Origin of the sequence: Mycobacterium sp. SMC-19, from assembly GCF_045310815.1 — a bacterium.
GTDB lineage: Bacteria > Actinomycetota > Actinomycetes > Mycobacteriales > Mycobacteriaceae > Mycobacterium.
Map to the genome: position 1 here is coordinate 112,629 of NZ_JBJIAM010000003.1, position 22,979 is coordinate 135,607.

A 22,979-nucleotide genomic window follows, 5' to 3' on the forward strand; every position below is an offset into this window, starting at 1 on the left:
GAGTCAACTGATGATTTATCGGTCGGCGTCGGTGTAGCGGATGATGCCGCGAATGTTCTTGCCGTCCAGCATGTCCTGGTAGCCCTCGTTGATCTGCTCCAGCTTGTACTGGCGGGTCACCATGTCGTCCAGGTTCAGCTTGCCGACCTTGTACATCGACAGCAGTTGCGGGATGTCGTACTGCGGGTTTCCGCCGCCGAAGATGGTGCCCTGCAGGTTCTTCTGCAACAACGTCAGCATCGCCAGGTTGAGCGTGACCTGGTTGTCCAGCATGGACCCCATCGCGGTGAGCACGCAGGTGCCGCCCTTGGCGGTCAAGATCATGTAGTTGTCGACGTCGGCGCCGTGTACCTCGCCGACGGTGACGATCACCTTGCGGGCCATCAGGCCGGCGGTGACCTCCATCATGCCGCCCATCGCGGCGAAGATGTCGGGGTAGACGTGGGTGGCACCGAACTTCAGCGCCTGGTCGCGCTTCCAGTCCACCGGGTCGATGACGAAGATGTTGCGGGCACCGGCGTTGACCGCGCCCTGCAGTGCCGACATGCCCACCCCGCCGACGCCGACGATCGCGACGTCTTCACCCGGGCGGATGTCCGCGCTGCGGACGGCCGAGCCGTAGCCGGTGGTGACACCGCAGCCCACCAGGCAGGCCACCTCGAACGGAATCGACGGGTCGATCTTCACCACCGAAGACTTGTGCACCACCATCCACGGCGAGAAAGTGCCTAACAGCGTCATCGGGTAGACGCCTTCGCCGCGAGCGGTGACGCGGAAGGTGCCGTCACTGACCGCCACGCCGCTGAGCAGTCCGGCGCCCAGATCGCACAGGTTGCGCAGTCCGGACTGACAGGTCGGACACGTGCCACAGGACGGGATGAAGGACAGCACCACGTGGTCGCCGGGGGCGATGTCTTCCACCCCGGGGCCGACCTCGGTGACGATGCCGGCGCCCTCGTGTCCACCGAGGACCGGGAAGCCGGCCATGGGGATGCTGCCAGTCATCAGGTGGTGGTCGGAGTGGCACATACCGGCCGCCTCCATCTGAATCTTGACCTCGTCTTTCTGGGGGTCACCGATCTCGATCTCCTCGACCGACCACGGCTTGTTGAACTCCCAGAGCAACGCACCCTTTGTCTTCACCGCGAACCTGCTTTCCTTTTGAATTTCCGGACGTCCGGCAGTCCCCTGCTCGGAGCCTATAACCGACTACGGGGCGGCGGGAAGGTTCGTTCGAACCCCTTCGAACCCCTGGGCCCGCACCGCCGAGTCGCGCCGCCGACGGCCTAGCCGTGGTAGGCGACCTGCAGATCCTTGACCCCGTTGATCCAGCCGGAACGCAGTCGCTGCGGCTCGGCCAGCTTCGCGATATCCGGGAGCTGGTTGGCGATTTCGTCGAAGATCAGCCGGATCTCCATCCGGGCCAAGTTGGCACCGATGCAGTAGTGGGTGCCCTGCCCGCCGAACGCCAGGTGCGGGTTGGGATCGCGCAGGATGTCGAAACTGAACGGCCGGTCGAAGACCTCTTCGTCGTAGTTTGCCGAGCTGTAGAACAGTCCGACCCGCTGCCCTTTGCCGATGGCCACCCCGCCGAGTTCGGTGTCGATTTTCGCGGTGCGCTGGAAACAGTGCACCGGGGTCGCCCAGCGCACGATCTCGTCGACGGCGGTCTCGGGCCGCTGCCGCTTGTAGAGCTCCCACTGATCGGGGTTCTCGGCGAAGGCGTTGATGCCGTGCGTCATGGCGTTGCGGGTGGTCTCGTTGCCCGCCACCGCCAGCAGGATGACGAAGAACGCGAACTCGGTCTCGCCGAGGGATTCGCCGTCGATGTCGGCCTGGACCAATCGGGTGACGATGTCATCGGCCGGACAGCGCCGCCGCTCCTCGGCCATGGTGTAGGCGTAGCCCATCAACTCGGCGTTGGCCATCGCCGGATCGGAATCGAAATCCGGGTCATCGGTGTTCATGATCGAGTTGGTCCAGTGAAACAGCTTCTCCCGATCGGCCTCGGGAACCCCGAGCAGATCGGCGATCGCCAACAGCGGCAGTCGCATCGCGATGTCGTCGACGAAATTGCCGCTGTCCTTCTCGGCCGCCGCGGCGACGATCTCGCGGGCCGACTGGGCCAGCTTCTCCTCCAGCGCACCCACGGAGCGGGGCGTGAACAGCCGTGACACCAGCTTGCGCAGCCGGGTGTGCTCGGGCGGGTCGTGGTTGATCAACAACGCCTTGGTCAGATCCAACTGGTCGGCGGTGATGCCGTCGGGCAGGCGCATGACCGCGCCCTTGGCATTGGTCGACCACACGTCGTTGTCGCGCGAGATCTCTTTGATGTGTTGGTGTTTGCTGATGACCCAGTAGCCGCCGTCATCGAAGATGTTGCTGTGTGCGGCCTGTTCGTTCCACCAGATCGGCGCTGTCTTGCGCAGTTCGGCGAACTCGGTGATCGGCATGCCGTGGAGCAGGACGTCCGGATCGGTGAAGTCGAAACCAGAACCGAACGGACAAGCTGATTGCGTTGATGTCAAGACGAACACCTTTGGTTTGTCACTGGAGCGCTAACCTCGCCCGGGCATACACATGATGGCTAGGTGTATGACCGAGTGTCAACCATTTTTGTGCGGAACATCGGTGACCAGACCGCCGTCCATGACGAACTCCGAACCCGTGGCGTAGGAGGACTCGTCGCTGGCCAAGAACAGCACGAAGGTGGCGACTTCGTCGGACGTACCGGGCCGGCCCAGCGGGATCGTCACCATGTCCTCGGGCAGATGCTCGGTCATCGGCGTGCGGATGAAACCGGGGTGCAGCGAGTTGACCCGGATGTTGTGGCGGGCCAGCTCGAGAGCGGCGGATTTGGTCAGTCCACGCACCGCCCATTTCGAGGCCACGTACGGGTGCACCATCGGCGCACCGCGCAGGCCCTCGATCGAGGACACATTGATGATGGACCCGCCGCCGGCGGCGATCATCGAATCGATGGACGCGCGCATGCCCAGGAATGTGCCATTGAGGTTCACGTCAATGACGTTGTGCCACTGGTCCAGATCGAATTTGCGCAGTGGCCCCAGCGCGACGGTCCCGGCGTTGTTGACCAACACGTTCAGCTTCCCGAACGTCTCGACCGCGACGCTCACCGCGGCAGCCCACTGCTCGGGGTCCCGGACGTCGAGATGCACATAGCGCGCGGCGTCACCCAGCTCAGCCGCGAGCGCTGCGCCCTCTTCGTCCAGCACGTCGCCGATCACCACTTTGGCGCCCTCGCCGACCAGCATCCGGGCATCGGCCGCACCCATACCGCGTGCACCCCCGCTGATCAGAGCTACCTTGCCCTCTACACGTCCCATGCGCATTCCGCCTTTCAGTCCTCGGTGGTGGTGGTTGTCTTCGGTGTCTCAGTCGGTGGTTGTCGCGATGACGGCGGGTGCGCCGACCAATGGCAGGTCGAGGGTGGTGACGATTCCGGGCGGTGCCGCGACGACGGCGGGAATCGCGTTGACCACCCGGCCAACACCGACGGCGATCGCGGCGTAGTTGTGATCGCCATGCCGGCTGGTCGGGCAGATGTCGACGGCGTAGGACGGTTCGCCGGTGATCTCGACCCGATAGGAGCCGCCCGGCTGTGCCGGCTGCGCCCAGTCCGGGCGCAGGTCGCTGCGCAGCCGGGTGACGTGCTCGACCACGATCAGCGGCTTGCCGTCCACGATGCCGTTGATCTCGAACTTGAGTGCGGCGACACCGCCTTGGGGAATGTGCCCGGCCGCGATATCGAACGCCTCCGGAGCGGGTTCGCGCTCCGACGAGTCGGTGATGGCATCCAGGGTCACGCCCAATCCGGCGGCCAGCTCGCGGATCGTGGCGCCCCACGCGATGCTCAAAATGCCGGGCTGCAGCAGCATCGGCACGTTGTCGAGCGAATTGCCGAAGCCCATCACATCGAACATGACCTCGGCGCCGTCGTAGGTCGCGTAGTCGGCGATCTCAAGGCAACGGATCTGCTCAATGTTCTGGCATGTGCTGGCGAAGGCCAGCGGCACCATATCGGTGATGAATCCGGGATCGACACCGTTGACGTAGACGCTCGAATTGCCCTGCCGGGCTGCGTCTTCGATAGGCGCGATGAACTTGTCCGGGATGACGCCCCAGGGATACTGCAGCACCCCCGGGGCGGTCCCGATGACATTGATACCGGCGGCCAGCAACCGGCAGACGTCCTTGAGCGCGTCGGGCAGCCGGGTATCGCCCATCGCGCAGTAGACCGCGGCCTCGGGCTTGGCGCCGATGATCGCCTCGAAGTCGTCGGTGGCGGCGATGCCGGTGTGGACGTCGAGACCGGCTAGCTCGCCGGCATCTTGGCCCACCTTGGCTGCTGTCGAGACCCACACCCCGGTGAGCTCGTAGGCGGGATTGGTGATCAGCCCGCGCAGGGCGATGCGCCCGGCGTTGCCGGTGCCGATCAGGGCGACACGTATGGCCACGAGTTCTCCTGGAGTGGGTTGTGTTCTACCAGAGTGGAACCGGAGAAGTTCCCAGCGGGAAGTAGCCGGGGAGCTTCTCGCCGGCCAGGCTGCGCTCGATACGCTTCTGCATTCCGGCCGAGAGCTTGCCTGCGGTCATCAGATCCAAGTAGAGCTTCTGGACGTGACCGAAGTCGAAGAAGTCACGCTGCCACTCGATCTTCGCGTCGGCGTTGAGTCGAAACCAGCTGCCGCCGATGCCGTAGATCTCCGACTCGGCGCCGTCGGCGTCTGTCGCGACCTGCTTCCAGAATCCGACGATCTCGCCCTGCTTGTCGTCGATGATCACCCTTTGATACGGGTACTGCCAGTTGTCCAGCCCCTCCATCTCCAGACCCAGCGCGATGTCGCGGATCTCGTCGATCCCGACGCACATGACGTCCTCTTTGGGGCCGATGTTCCATCCGTAGGTCGCGTCATCGGCGTAGAAGTCAGCCAGCGGCCGCCAGTCACCGGCCGCTTCGGCATCGCGATTGACCTGCAGCCAACGCTCGACCCATTCTTCGAGTTGTTCGCGGGGAAATGACGTCATAGTTCAATCCTGTTTCTCTTCAATGGACAACGCTCGGGTGGGGCAGGACCGCACGGCTGCCTGGATCTGGCGGCGGTCTTCGTCTGGTGGTTCGGAGTCGAGGATCTCGACCTTGCCGTGCTTGGGCACCTGGAAGTAGCCGGGCGCCTCCAGCTCGCACATGGCGTGGCCCTGGCACAAGTCCAGGTCCACCTTCACTGTGTAGCTACCCATTTCAGCGCTCCCTCGGCCTCTACTTGTTGCGCCGGCGGTAGCGCACCTTGGCGGGGCGAGCCAGTTGCACCACCATCTTGGAATGGTCGTTGCGGTAGGTCTCCGGCGGCTGCGACATCTCGAACTCGTACTCGCGCAGCAGAACCGAGAAGATCGCCTTGATCTGCATGGTGGCGAACGCCGCCCCCACGCAGCGGTGCCGACCAGCCCCGAACGGGATCCACGTCCAGCGGTGGATGACGTCTTCCTCGCGCGGTTCGTTGTAGCGCTCCGGCACGAAGTCATTGGGCTCGGGGAAGTTCTCCGGTATCCGGTTGGAGACCGCCGGCGAAGCCGCCACCATGTCGCCTTCGTGGATCGGGTAGCCACAGACCTCGAATTCACCCTTGGCCACCCGCATCAGAATGATCAGCGGCGGATGCATGCGCAGGGTCTCTTTGAGCACGTTCTCCAGGTTCGGGATCTGGCGCAGCGCATGGAAACTCACCTCGCCCCCGTCGGCGTAGAGCTCGTCGAGTTCGGAGATCACCGCGGCATGGGCCTCGGGGTGGCGCAGCATCTCGATCAGCGTCCACGCGCTGGTTCCCGAGCTGGTGTGATGCCCGGCGAACATCATCGAGATGATGATCCCAGTGATTTCGTCGGCGGAAAACCGCGGGTTGCCGTTCTCGTCCGGGATCGACACCATGACGTCGATCATGTCCCGGCGCTTCTTGTCGGACTCCGGGTTGGCGAGCCGGCCGTTCATGATGCCCTGAACCAGTTCGACCAGCTTGACGCGGGCCTCGTCACGGCGACGGAAGCTCTCGATCGGCAGGTACGGGTCGACGTAGCACAGCGGGTCGGTGCCGTTCTCCAGTTCGTAGTAGAGCTGGGCGAACCGGTTGTCGAGTTCTTCACGGAACTTTCGCCCGATCAGGCACGCCGTCGAGGTGTAGATGGTCAGCTCGGCGAAGAACTCCAGCAGGTCGATCTCGCCTTCGTCGCCCCAGTCGGCGATCATCTGGCGCACTTCATGCTCGATGGTGCTGGCGTGGCGCTTCATGTGCTCGCCGCGAAGTGCGGTGTTGTGCAACATCTCCGCGCGCCGCTCCGGCGGGGCGTCGAACACCACGCCGTTGCCGAAGATAGGGGTCATGAACGGGTAGGCCGCGGCCTGGTCGAGCTCGTCGTCGGTGGAGCGGAAGAAGAACTCGTTGGCTTCGGCGCCGGTCAGCAGCACGACCTTGCGGCCGGCCAGGTCGAACCAGCCGACGTCGCCGCATTCGTCGCGCACGCGCTGCATCAACGCGATCGGATCGGTGCGGAATTCTTCGAGGTGGCCGTGCTCGGCCTCGCCCCCGGAGACCCGGGGAACCTCAGTGGTGACGGTCATGACGGCATTCCTTCCTCACCCAGTTGCAGGTTCTGGCGATCGGAGGCGGTGTCGCGCAGCGGGGCCTCGGGCTGCACCTCCATGTCGACGATGTGTGCGCCGCGCGGGGTTTCGGCAACAAACGCGATGGCGCGAGCTAGATCTTGCGGCCGAAGGAAGTAGCTGTGCCGAGCCTGACCCCACTTGGCCCAGTCCTCCAGCATCGGCCCCACCTGCTCGGCGGACAGCTTCCAGCCCATCTCGGTCAGGGTCGGGCCGGGGTGGACGATGGAAGCGCGTACCCCGGTGCCCTCCAACTCCATCCGCAGGTTGTGCACCATCGCGACCAGCGCGGCTTTGGCTGCACCGTAGGCGCCCATGTGTGGACGCTGCTGCAACGCAACATCGGATCCGACGAAGATCACGTCGCCGCGCTGGCGGGCGACCATGTCCGGAAGGACGGCGGTGGCCAGCCGATTGGCGCCGATCAGGTGTACTTGAATCTGGTCGTTGAACGCCTCGGTGGACAGCTCGTGGATGCGGCCGGGATTCATGTCGCCTGCACCGGAGACCAGTAGCTCGATCTCTCCCAGTGCGTCGATGCTTTGCGCCACAAACGATTTGACGGAATCAGCGTCGGTCACATCGAGTGGGAACGCCACCGCCTCGCCGCCATTGTCGCGGATCTTGGCGACCAGATCGGCGAGCCGATCCGCACGCCTGGCGCCCAAGGCTACCGGGAATCCGCGGCCCGCCAACTCTTCTGCGGTGGCGGCGCCGATACCCGAGGATGCGCCCGTGACGATGGCGGGCCGCCGGTCCGGGGATGGGTCGAAACGTGGCATTTATGCCTCCTTGACGGTGATCGGGAGGTCGGCGAAGCCGCGCACGTTGGATGAATGCACCCGCACGGCCTTGGCCTCATCGACCTGGTAGTCGCTGATCCGGCTGAAAAGTTCGTCGAGCGCCACCCGGGCCTCCATCCGGGCCAGGTGTGCGCCGAGGCAGAAGTGGGCGCCGCTGCCGAAACTGAGCAGCTTGGAGCCGATGTCGCGGCCGATCCGGAAGGCGTCGGGGTCGTCGAAGACCCGCTCGTCACGATTTCCGGAACCGGGCAGCAACAGCACCACCGAGTCGGCCGGAATGGTGGTGCCGTGCAGCGTGTAGTCCTCGGCGACCGTGCGCGCCAAGATCTGGCTGGGCGTGTCGTAGCGCAGTGTCTCCTCGACCCACAGCGGAATCAGCGAGCGGTCGGCGTAGAGCGGCGCCAGCTGGTCACGGTTGCGGTGGCCCCAGTAGATGGAACTGCCCAGCAGCTTGGTGGTGGTCTCATTGCCGGCGATCACCATCAGGAACAAGAAGGCCAGGATCTCCTGGTCGCCGAGCCGGTCGCCGTCGACCTCGGTCTCCAGTAGCGCTGAGGTGAGGTTGTCGGCCGGATTCTTCTTGAAATCGGCGATCATCTCGTTGTAGTAGGTCATCAAATCCATCGATGCCTGGATCGCTGACTGCGGGACGTCGGTCACCCCGTCTTCGCGGTGCAGCACCCCGTCGGCGAGTTCCCGGATCCGGGCCCGATCGGCCTCCGGGACGCCCATCAGCTCGGAGATGACGTCCATCGGCAGCTTGCCGGCGAAATCGTTGATGAAGTCGAACGAGCAGGTGCCGTCGGAGCCGGGCTGGATCGCGTTGTCCAGATGCTGACGCGCCAGCCGAATAACCTGCGGTTCGAGCTCGCGGATCCGGCGCGGGGTGAAGCCCCTGGACACCAGGGTGCGCAGTCGAAGGTGCTGCGGATCGTCCATCGCCAGAAACGACATCACCAGCTGGGCATGGGGGCCGCGGGAGACCGGGTCCAGGGAAACCCCGTCCCGATTGGAGAGCGCTTCGCTGTTGCGGAACCCGTGCAGCACATCCTGATGGCGCGAGATCGCCCAGAAGTCGAGCTCTTCGTTGCGATACACCGGGGCCTCGTCGCGCAGGCGCCGGTAATACGGGAACGGGTCCTCGTGAAAGTCGTAGTCGTACGGGTTGAGGACGGGTGGTGCCGTCTGCAAGCTCATCGCGGTGCTCCTGATTCGAGGATCAGGCTGACGACGTAGGCCAGCCGATCGGTGATCTGGTGGTAGGTGAAGGCGCCGCTGCCGGCGTTGACCAGAGCGCCGAAGAAGGTCATCTCCAGGGCGGAGACCTTCTGGGCATCCGCGTCCGGACCGAACGCCGAGGTGATGCGGCGGTGGATCTCCGCGCCGATCCGATCGCGCACTGTGCGGACCGCCGGGTCGCTGTTGCCGCTGAGCAGCGCTGCGGTGCAGGCCGCCGCGACTTCGGGTTCGTCGGCGACCACCAGTGCCAGGTGCCGCAGCGCCTGGTTGACCCGACTCGGCATCGGCTCGTTGACGTCGGTGAAGTACGGGACCTGACGAACCAGGTCCAGATACACCTCGGCGATCAGATGGTTCTTGGAGGAGAAATAGGTGTAGGCGGTGGCCGGGGCGACCTTGGCGCGGGCCGCGACCGCGCGGACGGTCAGGTCTGCATAGGACTTCTCCCGCAGCATCTCGACGCCGGCGCCCAGCACCTTGCGGAAGGTCTCCTCCTGGCGCCGATTGCGGGTTGCGGGCGTGGCACCCGCAGTTGCGGGGTCAGCCAAGGCAGCGTTCGTCGATGTGACTGCCGCCACCGATTCGCTGGACACGTGTCCAACGTAGCTGAAGGTGGATTTGTTAGGCAAGTCCCCTGGGAAACAACGGTTTCAGGCTAAGAGGGTTGCGGGCGCGCCAACTCTGAGGCTAGGGTTCGAGCCGGTGATAACGGACATGTGTCCATTTTCGCAGTGTTTCTTCACGGGGGACTGCGACCAAGCTGCGGGAGTGAGAAGATGGCGCTACTGGCTGACGGCGTGAGCCGGCTGCTTATCGACGGCAAGCTGACCTCGGGCGGAGCCGGCGGCTTCGCCACCGTCAACCCGGCCACCGAAGAGGTGCTCGGTGAGGCGGCCAATGCCGACGCCGCCGACATGGATCGCGCCATCGGTGCGGCGCGCCGGGCGTTCGACGAGACCGACTGGTCGACCAACACCGCACTGCGGGTGCGCTGCATACGTCAGTTGCGTGAGGCGATGCTCGAGCATGTCGAGGAGCTTCGCGATCTGACCATCGCCGACGTGGGCGCGCCCCGGATGCTGACCGCCGGCGCGCAGCTGGAGGGGCCGATCAACGACCTCAGTTTCGCCGCGGACACCGCCGAAAACTACGAGTGGAAACAGGATCTCGGTCAGGCCGCGCCGATGGGCATCCCCACTCGCCGCTCGGTGGTGCGGGAGGCGGTGGGCGTCGTCGGCGCCATCACCCCGTGGAACTTCCCGCACCAGATCAACCTGGCCAAGCTGGGCCCGGCACTGGCCGCCGGCAACACCGTCGTGCTCAAACCCGCACCCGACACGCCGTGGGTCGCTGCGGTGCTCGGAGAGCTGATCGCGGAGAAGACCGACATCCCACCGGGCGTGGTCAACATCGTCACCTCGACCGACCACGCGCTGGGCGCCACACTCGCCAAAGACCCACGGGTGGACCTGGTTTCGTTCACCGGATCGACCGCCACCGGCCGCAGCGTGATGGCCGATGCCGCTGCCACCATCAAGAAGGTGTTCCTGGAGCTGGGTGGCAAGTCCGCCTTCCTGGTACTCGACGACGCCGACCTGGCCGCGGCGTGCTCGGTGGCAGGATTCTCGGTCTGCCTGCACGCCGGGCAGGGCTGCGCGATCACCACGCGTCTGGTGGTGCCCCGGGCCCGCTACGACGAGGCGGTCGCCATCGCGGCCGGCACGATGGGCTCGATCAAGGCCGGTGACCCGTCGAAGCCCGGCACCATCTGCGGCCCAGTGATCTCCGCGCGCCAGCGTGACCGGGTGCAGAGCTACCTGGATCTGGCGATCGCCGAGGGCGGCAGTTTCGCCTGCGGTGGCGGTCGCCCAGCGGATCAGCCCGCCGGTTTCTTCATCGAACCCACCGTGATCGCCGGGCTGACCAACGAGGCGCGGGTCGCCCGCGAGGAGATCTTCGGCCCCGTGCTCACCGTGATTCCGCACGATGGCGACGACGACGCGGTGCGCATCGCCAACGACTCGCCCTACGGGTTGTCCGCCACCGTCTACGGTGCCGACGCCGAGCGGGCGGCGGGGGTAGCGGCCCGACTGCGGGCCGGCACCGTCAACGTCAACGGCGGGGTCTGGTACTCCGCGGATATGCCGTTCGGTGGCTACAAGCAGTCCGGCAATGGCCGCGAGATGGGCGTCGCCGGGTTCGAGGAGTACCTGGAAATCAAAGCCATTGCGACAGCAGCGAACTAACGACTAGTACCGGATCAAGGAGAACAAGCAGATGGGCCAATTCGACGACAAGGTGGCTATCGTCACCGGCTCCGGTGGCGGTATCGGGCAGGCCTACGCCCAGGCCCTCGCCGCCGACGGCGCCGCGGTGGTGGTCGCTGACATCAACATCGACGGCGCGAAGACCGTGGCCGACCAGATCGTTGCCGACGGCGGCAAGGCGATCGCGGTACGCGTCGACGTCTCCGACCTGGAATCGGCGCAGGCCATGGCGGATGCGGCCGTGGCTGAGTTCGGCGGAATCGACTACCTGGTCAACAACGCCGCGATCTTCGGCGGGATGAAGCTCGACGGCCTGCTGACCGTGCCGTGGGACTACTACGAGAACTTCATGCGGGTGAATCTGGACGGCGCACTGATCTGCACGCGGGCCGTCTACGAGCACATGGCCAAGCGGGGCGGCGGCGCGATCGTCAACCAGTCCTCCACCGCGGCATGGGTGTACTCGAACTTCTACGGTTTGGCCAAGGTCGGCGTCAACGGCCTGACCCAGCAGCTCTCCCGTGAACTGGGCTGGCGCAACATCCGGATCAACGCGATCGCACCCGGCCCGATCGACACCGAGGCCAACCGGGTCACCACCCCACAGGCCATCGTCAAGCAGATGGTGCAGCAGCTGCCGCTGGCCCGGATGGGCACGCCGGAGGATCTCGTCCCGATGTGCCTGTTCCTGCTGTCGGACCAAGCGTCGTGGATCACCGGCCAGATCTTCAACGTCGACGGCGGACAGATCATCCGCTCATGAGCAGCCCGGAACAGCAGCCCCGTCTTGGCTACATCGGCCTCGGCAATATGGGTGCGCCGATGGCCAAGCGTCTGGTCGACTGGCCCGGCGGCGTAACGATTTTCGACCTGCGGACCGAAGCGATGACGCCACTGGCCGAGGCCGGGGCCAGCGTTGCGGGCAGCGTCGCCGAGGTCGGGGCGAACGCCGACATCATCAGCATCACGGTGCTCGACGACGCCCAGGTCCGACAGGTGGTCGCCGAGCTGGTGCCCGCGGCGAAGCCGGGCACCGTCATCGCGATCCACTCGACGATCGCCGACACCACGGCCGCCGAGCTGGCCGAGGAACTCAAGCCGCAGGGCATTCACGTCATCGACGCACCGGTCAGCGGTGGTGCCGGGGCGGCCGAGAAGGGCCAACTGGCCACCATGGTCGGTGCCGATCGCGCGGTCTACGAGCAGATCAAGCCGGCATTCAAGCAGTGGGCATCGTTGGTGATCCACGCCGGGGAGCCCGGCGCTGGAACCCGAATGAAGCTGGCGCGCAACATGTTGACGTTCACTGCCTACGCGGCGGCCGGCGAAGCCATGAAATTGGCCGAGGCGGCCGGACTCGATCTGCAGGCGCTGGGCCGGGTGGTGCGCCACACCGATGCGCTCACCGGCGGCCCCGGCGCGATCATGCTGCTGGACTCGACCGCACCGCTGCCGGCGGACCACTTCCTGTACAACGCCTTCACCCACACCCGGGGACTCGGCGAGAAAGACCTCAGTCTCGCACTGGGATTGGGACAGGCCACCGGGGTCGACCTTCCGCTCGCCCAGGTGGCGCTCGCCGAACTCGCCGCCGGTCTGGGCGTGCCGCACAGCGAGGACTCCGCTTTTCAAGAACCGGGAGAGATCTGATGGACGAACTGCGCCGTACCGGGCTGGCCAAGATGAACGAGGTCTACGCCTGGGACATGCCCGATATGCCGGGTGAGTACTTCGCGCTCACCGCCGACCACCTGTTCGGCCGGATCTGGAGCCGCCCGGGGCTTTCCATGCGCGACAAGCGCCTGATGACGCTGACGGTGGTCACCGCGGTGGGGGAGAAGGACCTGGCCGAGATCCAGGTCAACGCCGCCCTGCACAACGGCGAGCTGACCGAGGACGAACTGCGCGAGATGGCCATCTTCATCACCCACTACGTCGGCTTCCCGCGCGGATCCGGGCTGAACGCCGTGGTGGAGAAGGTGATTGCCAAGCGCAACAAGGCCGCTGCCGCGGGCAAGGGCGAGGACAAGAAAGCCAACGTCGCAGCCGTGCTGGATAAGCAGAAGGGCGAGTGACGCAGAACCTGCTCGTCGCGCGGGGCGCCGTTGTGGTCGGCGGCAGCCGCGGCATCGGCCGAGCGGTGGCGCAGCTGCTGGCGGGCTGCGGTGCCGGAGTGGTGGTGAACGGCCGGGACCCGGGGGCGGTGCAGGACACCACCGAAGCGATCACCGCAGCGGGTGGGCGGGCCGTCGGCCTGGCCGGCGCGGCCCATGTCGAGGCGACCGCCGTGGCGCTGGTCCAGGCCTGTCGGGAGGAATACGGCAGCGTCGACGTGCTGATCAACTGCGCCGGCGTCGCCGAACCCCGCGGCTCCTCGATCCTGTCGGTGTCCACCGAGCAGTTCCACGATCTGCTCGACGCACATTTGGGCACGGCCTTTCAGACCTGCCGGGCGGCCGCGCCGATCATGGCCCAGCAGCGCCGAGGCTCGATCGTCAACAGCGGCTCGGTGGCATTTCTGGGCGATTACGGCGGCACCGGATATCCCGCCGGCAAGGGCGCGATCAACGGCCTGACCGTGGCGGTGGCCGCGGAGCTCGCGCCCTACGGGGTGCGGGCGAACGTCGTCTGTCCTGGCGCGAAGACCCGGTTGTCCACCGGAGACGACTATGAGAAACACATCCGAGACCTGAACGCCAGAGGCCTGTTGGATGAGATCAGCATGCAGGCTTCGCTGGATCCAGCCCCCGCCGATTACGTCGCCCCGCTGTACGCCTACCTGGCCAGCGATCTGTCCGCCGGGGTGAGCGGATCGGTGTTCCTGGCCTCGGGTGGCTTCCTGGGCCGCTTCGAACGCCCGGTTCCCGCGGTACTCGGATACCGCGATCACCAGCGCTTTTCGCCCTGGACCGTCGACGAACTGCACGCCATGGTGGCGAGCCGCTGACACGACGGGACGTCACTTCTTGACGCCGTCGCCACGAATGTGCAGCGGCTTTCGTCGGCCGTCACATCTGGGGTGACTCGTTCTTCGCTTATCAGGCGGGGTCGCCTGGTCCAGTGCGTAGCTCGACCCGTCGGGATCTGAGAGTCAGGTGTGGCGGCGCGCGGGCGTGCTAGTCGGTGACGTCGGCAGACCCGATCCTCGCTTCTTGGGCTGGAACGCCGCCGGAAAGCCCGCGGTGGCGAAGATGGCACTCGGGTGGACGAAAGTCGCGTACGGATTACCCTAGGCCCCCTAGGGCAGTCCGGATTGGTCGGTCGCCGAAGGGCTGCGACCCCTTTTCTTGGCCGAAATTGACGTTTCCGTTAGTAAGCCTATGAGTGATTTCACTTTTTTAGTCCATAGTGATGGACTTCATTTCTAAAGTGAATGCGACCAGGCGTTTTATGACTGTTTCGGTCGTATGTTGTCCACGACAGGACACTTCTCTCCATTTTTGAGTGGCGGGCCCTGCTACTCGCCGGTAGCTTCCGTCTTCGCGGAATCTGTCCGCTTCCTCAGGTTGAGGACACGCCGGTCCGAGAGCAGGTAAGACGTGACTCGTCAGCACAACAGCAAGGCCCTTGGCCGTTCGAAGGGCCGGCAGATGTGCGGCGACGTTGTTCGTTCGTCCGGTCCGCGCGTGGGGCATCGCGTAGCTGCTGCGTCGAGTGTCGTGGCCGCGTTTTTGGGGTTTGGGGTGGGGCCGGCGCCGGTGGCGTCGGCGGATGGTCTTGATGTGTTGGATCCGGTGTTTTGGTCGGAGTTGACCGATCCGGGTTCGGTGTTGTGGGCGGGGTGGGGTGAGCCGGGTGCTGCGGATGCGGGCAACTTCTTGTTTGATGCTTTTGAGCAGTTCGATCTGGCGGTGGCGTCGTTCTATCACGATGACTTGTATCTGCCGCTGTATGACCTGACGCAGGACTTCATTGCTGGTAATCAGCAGTTTTTGGACTTGATCAACCAGCCGTTTGTGGACTTGTTCGGTCGGGAGTTGATCGGTAACGGTGTCGATGGGTTCACCGGGTCCAATGACACGATCTTCGGCTCCACCGGATGGTTTGGAAACCTCGGTGATGGCGGCTTCTTGTTCGGTGATGGTGGTGCCGGTGCTGCGGGCGTGGCCGGGATTGCTGGTGGTGTCGGTGGTGTTGGTGGCGCTGCGGGCATGTTCGGCAATGGCGGCACCGGTGGTGTCGGTGTTGAGGGCGGCGATGGTGGCGCTGGTGGTGTGGGTGGGTGGTTGTTCGGTGATGGCGGCGCCGGTGGTGCCGGCGGGGCATCACTGGATGCGTTGATTGCTGGCGGCAATGGTGGTGCCGGCGGTGATGTGATCAGCCTGCTGGGCTTCGGTGGTGCTGGTGGTGCTGGTGGTGCTGGTGGTGCGGGCGCGGTCGGTGCCACCGGTCTAGCTGGTTTCGAGGGCGCGTTGGGTGCGCTCAATGGTTCCTCGGGCGCCGATGGCCTCGCTGGTGGGGTGGGTGGCAATGGTGGCGCTGGTGGTGCGGCCGGCTTCGTGCTCGGTCTGGGCGGCTTGGGGGGTGCTGGTGGTGCTGGCGGCACTGGTGGCACTGGTGGTGCCGGTGGTGCCGGCGCGGTCAGCATCGATGATCTGGGCGGCAATGGTGGCGTCGGTGGGGTCGGTGGCGATGGCGGTGTCGGTGGCCGTGGTGGTGTCGGTGGTGTCGGTGGGCACTTCGGTGCTGCCGGCAATGGTGGTGTGGGCGGTAATGCGGGCTTAGCCGGCGATGGTGGCGCTGGTGGCCTCGGTGGTGACGGTCTCCTCGGTGGCGGCGATGGTGGCGATGGCGGCGCGGGCGGTGCGATCGGCACCATTGCCGGCGCCGGTGGGGCCGCGGGTGAGAAGTTCATGTCCTGGATGTGGGGCAATGCCGGACGCCCGGGCGCCGATGGTCTGGTCCCGACCGGGAACAGTGGCAATGGTGGGGTCGGCGGTAACGGCGGCAACGGCACCGGCACCTTGACTAACGGCCAGGGCGCCGCGGGCGGCAATGGTGGGGCCGGCGGTGATGGCGGTGCGCACGGCAACGGCGCCACCGGTGGCCTCGGCGGGGATGGCTTCACCGGCCTGACCGGCGCCAATGCCACGGCTGCTGGTGGTTCCGGGGTTTCTGGTGGCACTGGTGGTGCTGGTGGCAATGGTGGTGCGGGCGGCTCCGGTGGTGCGGTGGGCGGCAACGCCGGCAATGGTGGTGCCGGTGGTAAGGGCGCAGCCGGTGGCGCTGGTGGTGCCGGTGCCGAGGGCGCCACGGGTTCCTTTGCTGATGGTGGTGATGGCAATGGTGGCGCTGGTGGTGATGCCGGCAATGGTGGTGCCGGTGGCCAGGGCGGCACCGGTGGTGCCGCGGGAACCGCGGCGCACGGCACCGCAGGCACTGCAGGTGCCGGCGGGGCCGCCGGTGATGGTGGCAACGCCGGGACCGCGGGTGCCGGTGGCCAAGGTGCGGCCGGCAGCGCCGCGCATCCCGATGCCGGCAATGGTGGTGCCGGCGGCAAGGGTGGGGACTTTGGTGCCGGCGGTGTCGGCGGAACCAACGGTGATGGCAGTGGCCAGGCCACCGATGGCCTTGATGGGTCGGCCACGGTGGGTGGCAATGGTGGGGCCGGTGGGGATGGCTTCTTGGGCACCAATGGTGTCGCCGAGGCGATCAATGGCACCGGTGGTGGCCACGGCGGCAATGGTGGCGACGGTGGCGCCGGGGGCCTGACCGCCGATGGGTCCCACGCCGCCCAAGGCGCCGGTGGTGCTGGTGGTGATGGTGGCGCCGGCGGTAACGGCTTCAACGGCTACAACGGCGATGGCCCGGGCGGTGATGGCACCCATGCCGGTGATGGTGGCGCCGGCGGTAACGGCGGCCAGGGTGGGCACGGCTCGATCGACGGTGCTCACGGTGTTGGTGGCTTGGGCGGTAACGGCGGTAACGGGGGTAACGGCGCCGACGGTGGCGACGGCGCTGGTGGCGATGGCGAGCACGCGGGCGGGTATGCCGGCCAGGACGGTGGCCATGGTGGCAACGCCGGCAAGGGTGGTGCCGGCGGCGACAGTGGTAACGGCACTACCTCCGCCAGCGGCAGCGATGGCGTCGCCGGGATCGGCGGCAACGGTGGTAACGGTGGCACCGGCCTCGACGGGGTCAATGGCACCGCCGAAAACCCCGACGGCACCGCGGGTGCCGCCGGTGGGGCCGGCGGCAAGGGTGGTCAGGGTGGTCTAGAGGCCGACGGCACCACGGCGGCCACGACGGGCAATGGTGGTGCCGGTGGCTCCGGTGGCCGTGGTGGTAATGGCTTCAACGGGACTAATGGTGATGAGCCGGGCTCGGCGGGCACCCGCGGTGGCAATGGTGGCGCTGGTGGTGCTGGTGGTGTCGGCGGCGCCGGCACGGTCGAGGGTGCTCACGGTGCTGGTGGGGTCGGCGGTAACGCCGGCAACGGTGGCAACGGCGCCAACGGCGCGAACGGCGCCAACGGCAACGCTGAGCACACCGCCGGCCATGCCGGTGGTGATGGTGGCGCGGGCGGTAACGCCGGTGTTGGTGGTGCCGGTGGTGACAGCGGTGGCGGCACCACGGCGGCGAACGGCAGTGACGGCGCGGCCGGTAAGGGCGGTGCCGGTGGCCTCGGTGGTACCGGCCTCGACGGTGTGAACGGCAACGCAACCAACCCCGATGGCACTGCGGGTGGTGCTGGCGGTGCTGGCGGTAACGGCGGCGCCGGGGGTGTTGAAGCTGATGGGGTCACGCAGGCTGCTGATGGTGCCGGTGGAGCTGGTGGCGGTGGTGGCCGCGGCGGCAGCGGTTTCAACGGCACTAATGGGGCCACCCCGGGTGCTGATGGCACCCGCGGTGGCAATGGTGGCGCCGGTGGCGCTGGGGGAGTCGGCGGGACCGGCTCGAGCACCGGTGCCCACGGTATTGGTGGGGTTGGTGGGAACGCCGGCAACGGCGGCACCGGCGCTGATGGTGCCAATGGCGCAGGCGGCACTGCGCAGCACACCGGCGGTTATGCCGGACAAGACGGCGGCAAGGGCGGCAACGCCGGCACCGGCGGCGCCGGCGGCGACAGCGGTAACGGCACCACCGCCGCAGCAGGCAGTGATGGCACCGCCGGCAAGGGCGGCAACGGCGGGGCGGGCGGCACCGGACTCGACGGCACCAACGGCACCAACGGCGCAATCGATGGCACCGCTGGTGGTGCCGGCGGCGCTGGTGGCAACGGCGGCCAAGGCGGCCTACAGGCAGACGGTGTTACCCGCGCCTCTGATGGTGATGGGGGCAATGGTGGCGTCGGAGGTTCCGGCGGTCACGGTGCCAATGGTGGGGGCGGTTCCAATGGTGGGGCTGGTTCTGACGGTGGCGACGGGACTGCGGGTTCGCTCGATGGTGGTGCTGGTGACCGCGGTGGCGATGGCACCGATGGCAGTCGTGGTGGCAATGGTGGTGTCGGTGGTTCTGGTGGTGTTGGCGGTACTGGTGCCCACGATGGTGTTGCCGGTGCTGGTGGCGTGGGTGGTAACGCGGGCAGTGGTGGCAACGGTGGCGATGGTGGTGCCGGTGGTCACGGCGGTGATGGTTTTGAGCAGTCCGGTGTGGGTCTTGCTGGCGGCAATGGTGGCGCTGGTGGTGCTGGTGGCGATGGTGGTGCCGGGGGTGTGGCGGGCACTGCGGGCGCTGGTGGTGTCGGGGGTGATGGCACGCGGGCTGCTGATGGTGCTGCGGGCACCGATGGTTTGGCGGGGTTGGGTGGTGTTGGTGGCGATGCCGGCAGTGGTGCTGATGGCACCGATGGGGCCGCGGGCCGTGATGGTCTGAGCGAGGGCAATGCCTCGGTTGATGGTGAGGCCGGTGGCGCTGGTGGCGCTGGTGGTAACGCCGGTGTTGGTGGTGTGGGTGGTTCGGGTCGTGGTGGTCAGGCCGCTACCGGCAGTGATGGCACCGCCGGCAAGGGCGGCAATGGTGGTGCCGGCGGCCGGGGTGCTGATGGTGTTGATGGCGTCGCGGGTGCTGTTGATGGCAGCGCGGGTGGCAATGGTGGTGCTGGTGGCAACGGTGGTCAGGGTGGTCTGACCGCGGACGGGGTGACCCGGGTTTCTGATGGTGATGGGGGCAGTGGTGGCGTCGGTGGTTCCGGCGGTCACGGTGCCAATGGTGGGGTCGGTTCCAATGGTGGGGCTGGTTCTGACGGTGGCGACGGGACTGCGGGTTCGCTCGATGGTGGTGCTGGTGACCGCGGTGGCGATGGCACCGATGGCAGTCGTGGTGGCAATGGTGGTGTCGGTGGTTCTGGTGGTGTTGGCGGTACTGGTGCCCACGATGGTGTTGCCGGTGCTGGTGGCGTGGGTGGTAACGCGGGCAGTGGTGGCAACGGTGGCGATGGTGGTGCCGGTGGTCACGGCGGTGATGGTTTTGAGCAGTCCGGTGTGGGTCTTGCTGGCGGCAATGGTGGCGCTGGTGGTGCTGGTGGCGATGGTGGTGCCGGGGGTGTGGCGGGCACTGCGGGCGCTGGTGGTGTCGGGGGTGATGGCACGCGGGCTGCTGATGGTGCTGCGGGTACTGATGGTTTGGCGGGGTTGGGTGGTGTTGGTGGCGATGCCGGCAGTGGTGCTGATGGCACCGATGGGGCCGCGGGCCGTGATGGTCTGAGCGAGGGCAATGCCTCGGTTGATGGTGAGGCCGGTGGCGCTGGTGGCGCTGGTGGTAACGCCGGTGTTGGTGGTGTGGGTGGTTCGGGTCGTGGTGGTCAGGCCGCTACCGGCAGTGATGGCACGGCCGGCAAGGGCGGCAATGGGGGTGCCGGCGGCCGCGGCGCCGATGGTGTTGATGGCAGCCAGGCGACCGCGCCGGGTGGCAACGGCGGCGCCGGGACCAACGGCGGCAACGGCGGCAACGGCGGTGCGGCCGGTAACGGCGGCCGGAACGCCGATGGCAGCGCCAGCGGGTTCAACGGCACCCAGGGCAACGGCGGTGACGGCGGTGCCGGCGGTGATGGCGGCGCCGGCTACCAGGGCCTCAATGGAGTCAACCTCGGCGATAACGGTCAAGAAGGCGGCAGGGGCGGCGCAGCAGGGTCCGGCGGTCATGGGGGGACCGGTGCAGTCGGCGGCGCCGGCGGTAACGGCGGCAACGGCGGCCAAGGCGGCAATGGTGGCGAAGGCCGCGACGGCTACGACGCAGCCGGCGATGGAAACGCCGAGGCGGGTGCCCACGGCGGCAACGCCGGCGACGGCGGCAACGGCGGCGCCGGCGGCAGCGGTGGTACGGGCGGCAACGGTGGAGCTTCCACGGCAACCGGCGGCGTGGCAGGCGCCAACGGTAACGGCGGCAATGGTGGTCACGGCGGCGCCGCCGGCACCCCCGGCGATGGCGGCGACGGTAAGACCGGTGACGCCGCTCACCTCGCGGGCGGTAACGGCGGCAATGGCGGCAACGCCGGTGCGGCCGGCGCGGGTGGAGAACGTGGCGCGGCCGGGACCGGCGGCAGCGCAGGTACTGGCAATGCGGGCCAAGAGGGAATTGCCGGTAGCGGTGTGACCGGTGTCGTCGGCAACGGCGGCAACGGTGGCAACGGCTACGACGCCGGCAGTGACGACCACGCTGCAGCGAGCACCAACGGCGGTCACGGTGGTGCTGGCGGCAACGGCGGTGACCGCGGCAACGGCGGTAACGGTGGCCACGGTGGCGATGGGACCACGGGTGCTCAGGGCGCAGACGGCCAGAACCCAGGGGCGTCAGGCAACACCGGCGGCACCGGTGGATCCGGCGGCCAGGGTGGCGCGGGCGGAGCGAGCGGCACCCAAGCCGGCAATGCGGGGTCCGGAGGAAACGGCGGTCACGGAGCTACCGGTGGCGCCGGCGGCAAGGGCAATGACGGAGCTACCGGCAGCTTCGCCAACGGCGGGACCGGCAACGGCGGCAACGGCGGCAACGGCGGAGCCGGCGGCCAGGGCGGCAACGGGGGCGACGGCGGTGCGGCGGGCGCACTGAATAACGGCAGCGGCAGCGCCGGAGCGCAAGGCACGGGTGGCAATGCCGGCAGCGGGGGTAACGGCGCCAACCCCGGCGACGGCGGCAACGGTGCATCCGGAATCGCCACCCACACCACCGGCGGCAACGGCGGAAACGGCGGCAACGTCGGGCACGGTGGCGCCGCAGGTACGGCGGGAGCCGGATCGAACGGCAGTGGCCAGGCCGGTACCTCCGGCAGCGCCCCCACCGGAGTCATTGTCGGAAACGGCGGCGATGGCGGCGCTGGCTACACCACGGCTCCTCCCGCCACCACCGGCCAGACCGCGGCCAACGGTGGTGCCGGCGGCAACGGCGGCAACGGCGGCGATCACGGCAACGGCGGCACCGGTGGCACGGGCGGTAACGGAGCCGACGGCGCGGACGCCACCGCTATGCAGTCCGGCGGTGGCCGTGGCGGCAACGGCGGTAACGGTGGCAACGGCGGGAAGGGCGGCCTGGGCGGTTCGGTCATAGGCTCGGACGGCGGGGTCGGTGATGGCGGCAACGGCGGTGCCGGCGGCGCGGGCGCCACTGGCGAGTTCGGGGTCAACAACGGTTACGGCGGCACCGGTGGCACCGGTGGTAACGGCGGCAGTGCCGGAGGAGCCGCCGGACAGGTCGGCAACGGCGGTACTGGTGGTACCGGTGGCGATGGCGCTGACGGCGTGCGCGGCTACAACGGTGGCACCGGAGCTCAGGGCGGCAACGGCGGAACCGGTGGATTGGCCGGCACTGTCGGCCACGGCGGGGTGGCCGGCAACGGCGGCGACGGTGGAGCGGGCGGAACCGGCGCGGCCGGCGCCGTGACGTACGACAACGGCCAAGGCGGCAGGGGTGGAACCGGTGGTCTCGGAGGCAACGCTGGCAACGGCACCGGTACCGCAGGCAACGGCGGAGTCGGCGGCGAGGGTGGCGCCGGCGCCCACGGCCAAGTCGGCTACAACAACGGCTACGGCGGCAACGGCGGAAGCGGCGGGCCCGGGGGGCTGGCCGGCACGGTGGGCTCTGCGGGCCAGGTGGGCAACGGCGGTACCGGTGGGGCCGGTGGAGACGGCGCGGACGGCCAAGTCGGCTACAACAACGGCTACGGCGGCAACGGTGGTAACGGCGGCTCCGGAGGAAGCGCCGCGAACAGCACTGGCCAAGCCGGCGCCGGCGGCAACGGCGGTAACGGTGGTCGTGGCGACAACGGTCAGCTGGGCCACAACAACGGCTACGGCGGTAACGGCGGTAACGGCGGTAACGGTGGGCAGAACGGGTCGGTCGGCACGGCCGGACCGATCGTCAGCAGTGGCGGCAATGCCGGTGACGGAGGCAACGGTGCTGACAGCACCTCGACCGCCAACAACAGCTATGGCGGAAACGGTGGCAGTGGCGGTAACGGTGGCAATGCCGGCGCCGCCACTGGACAGGCCGGCTCCGGAGGGAACGGCGGTACCGGTGGAAACGGCCGGGCCGGCCGGATCGACGCCAACAACGGCTATGGCGGCAACGGCGGGCGCGGTGGTAACGGCGGTAACGCCGGAAGCATCGGCACCGGTGGCATCGGCGGCAACGGTGCCTACGGCGGCGACGGCGGAGCGGGTGCGAACGGCGACATCTATCGCAATAACGGCAGCGGCGGCATCGGCGGCGCCGGTGGGGCCGGTGGTGACGCGGGCACCAGCAGCCCGGGCGCTTCAGATGGCCGGGGTGAGACTACGCAGGGCGGCCAAAACGGTGATGGCGGCAACGGCGGCGTCGGCGGTAACGGTGCCAACGGAGTCTTCGAAGTCAACGGTGGCAGCCCCGGAGTGGGCGGCGCGGGCGGTACGGCCGGCGCCGCTGGGACGGGTGGCTCTGGCGGCCAGGCCGGTTCTGGCGGCCAGGCTGGCGCATCGGGCGCCCCGGCCTGACCCGCTTACCGGGCCGGGCAGCACGCGGCAGAGGTATGCAGCGCCATCCGCAGGGATTGACGCTATATATCCTTTGTCTCGCGCCTTG

General features: G+C 67.6%; 16 protein-coding genes. 6 read left to right on the forward strand and 10 right to left on the reverse strand.

Going from position 1 to position 22,979, the window contains the following annotated elements:
* Positions 1 to 15: 15 nt before the first annotated feature.
* From ACJH5R_RS08065 to ACJH5R_RS08110, 10 genes are all read right to left on the reverse strand, one after another.
* Complete coding sequence (locus ACJH5R_RS08065; protein ID WP_406759618.1) at positions 16 to 1,143, reverse strand: NDMA-dependent alcohol dehydrogenase; 1,128 nt, start codon at positions 1,141 to 1,143, stop codon at positions 16 to 18.
* A gap of 143 nt (positions 1,144 to 1,286) precedes the next feature.
* The gene (locus tag ACJH5R_RS08070) at positions 1,287 to 2,528 is read right to left on the reverse strand and encodes a cytochrome P450 (RefSeq protein WP_406759617.1); all 1,242 of its coding nucleotides are present in this window, start codon (positions 2,526 to 2,528) and stop codon (positions 1,287 to 1,289) included.
* A gap of 78 nt (positions 2,529 to 2,606) precedes the next feature.
* Positions 2,607 to 3,347: a glucose 1-dehydrogenase gene (locus ACJH5R_RS08075; protein WP_406781722.1), complete on the reverse strand. Its 741-nt coding sequence runs from the start codon at positions 3,345 to 3,347 to the stop codon at positions 2,607 to 2,609.
* 48 nt (positions 3,348 to 3,395) lie between these two features.
* On the reverse strand, positions 3,396 to 4,478 hold the full coding sequence (locus ACJH5R_RS08080) for a diacylglycerol kinase (RefSeq protein ID WP_406759615.1): 1,083 nt from the start codon (positions 4,476 to 4,478) through the stop codon (positions 3,396 to 3,398).
* 25 nt (positions 4,479 to 4,503) lie between these two features.
* On the reverse strand, positions 4,504 to 5,049 hold the full coding sequence (locus tag ACJH5R_RS08085; protein ID WP_406759614.1) for a nuclear transport factor 2 family protein: 546 nt from the start codon (positions 5,047 to 5,049) through the stop codon (positions 4,504 to 4,506).
* A gap of 3 nt (positions 5,050 to 5,052) precedes the next feature.
* Complete coding sequence (locus ACJH5R_RS08090) at positions 5,053 to 5,262, reverse strand: ferredoxin (RefSeq protein ID WP_406781723.1); 210 nt, start codon at positions 5,260 to 5,262, stop codon at positions 5,053 to 5,055.
* A gap of 19 nt (positions 5,263 to 5,281) precedes the next feature.
* The gene (locus ACJH5R_RS08095) at positions 5,282 to 6,637 is read right to left on the reverse strand and encodes a cytochrome P450 (protein WP_406759612.1); all 1,356 of its coding nucleotides are present in this window, start codon (positions 6,635 to 6,637) and stop codon (positions 5,282 to 5,284) included.
* Positions 6,634 to 7,461 carry an SDR family oxidoreductase gene (locus ACJH5R_RS08100; protein ID WP_406781724.1) on the reverse strand — a complete coding sequence of 276 codons (828 nt, stop codon included), beginning with the start codon at positions 7,459 to 7,461 and terminating at the stop codon, positions 6,634 to 6,636. The genes ACJH5R_RS08095 and ACJH5R_RS08100 overlap by 4 nt, the downstream gene beginning before the upstream one ends.
* Complete coding sequence (locus ACJH5R_RS08105) at positions 7,462 to 8,679, reverse strand: cytochrome P450 (RefSeq protein ID WP_406781725.1); 1,218 nt, start codon at positions 8,677 to 8,679, stop codon at positions 7,462 to 7,464.
* A complete protein-coding gene (locus tag ACJH5R_RS08110) occupies positions 8,676 to 9,269 on the reverse strand; it encodes a TetR family transcriptional regulator (RefSeq protein WP_406781846.1) in 594 nt (197 codons plus the stop codon). The genes ACJH5R_RS08105 and ACJH5R_RS08110 overlap by 4 nt, the downstream gene beginning before the upstream one ends.
* 228 nt (positions 9,270 to 9,497) lie before the next feature.
* Between ACJH5R_RS08110 and ACJH5R_RS08115 the strand changes: the two genes are divergently transcribed.
* From ACJH5R_RS08115 to ACJH5R_RS08140, 6 genes are all read left to right on the forward strand, one after another.
* Positions 9,498 to 10,967, forward strand: a complete 1,470-nt coding sequence (locus ACJH5R_RS08115; protein WP_406781726.1) for an aldehyde dehydrogenase — start codon at positions 9,498 to 9,500, stop codon at positions 10,965 to 10,967.
* Between the two features lie 31 nt (positions 10,968 to 10,998).
* A complete protein-coding gene (locus ACJH5R_RS08120; RefSeq protein WP_406759608.1) occupies positions 10,999 to 11,751 on the forward strand; it encodes an SDR family oxidoreductase in 753 nt (250 codons plus the stop codon).
* Entirely contained in the window at positions 11,748 to 12,638 is an 891-nt protein-coding gene (locus tag ACJH5R_RS08125) for an NAD(P)-dependent oxidoreductase (protein ID WP_406759607.1), read from the forward strand. The genes ACJH5R_RS08120 and ACJH5R_RS08125 overlap by 4 nt, the downstream gene beginning before the upstream one ends.
* On the forward strand, positions 12,638 to 13,063 hold the full coding sequence (locus tag ACJH5R_RS08130; protein WP_046286453.1) for a carboxymuconolactone decarboxylase family protein: 426 nt from the start codon (positions 12,638 to 12,640) through the stop codon (positions 13,061 to 13,063). The genes ACJH5R_RS08125 and ACJH5R_RS08130 overlap by 1 nt, the downstream gene beginning before the upstream one ends.
* A complete protein-coding gene (locus ACJH5R_RS08135) occupies positions 13,060 to 13,935 on the forward strand; it encodes an SDR family NAD(P)-dependent oxidoreductase (RefSeq protein ID WP_406759606.1) in 876 nt (291 codons plus the stop codon). Before ACJH5R_RS08130 ends, ACJH5R_RS08135 begins: the two co-directional genes overlap by 4 nt.
* Before the next feature lie 679 nt (positions 13,936 to 14,614).
* Positions 14,615 to 22,891 (forward strand): PE family protein, encoded by an 8,277-nt coding sequence (locus ACJH5R_RS08140; RefSeq protein ID WP_406781727.1) that lies wholly within the window; start codon positions 14,615 to 14,617, stop codon positions 22,889 to 22,891.
* Positions 22,892 to 22,979: the final 88 nt, after the last annotated feature.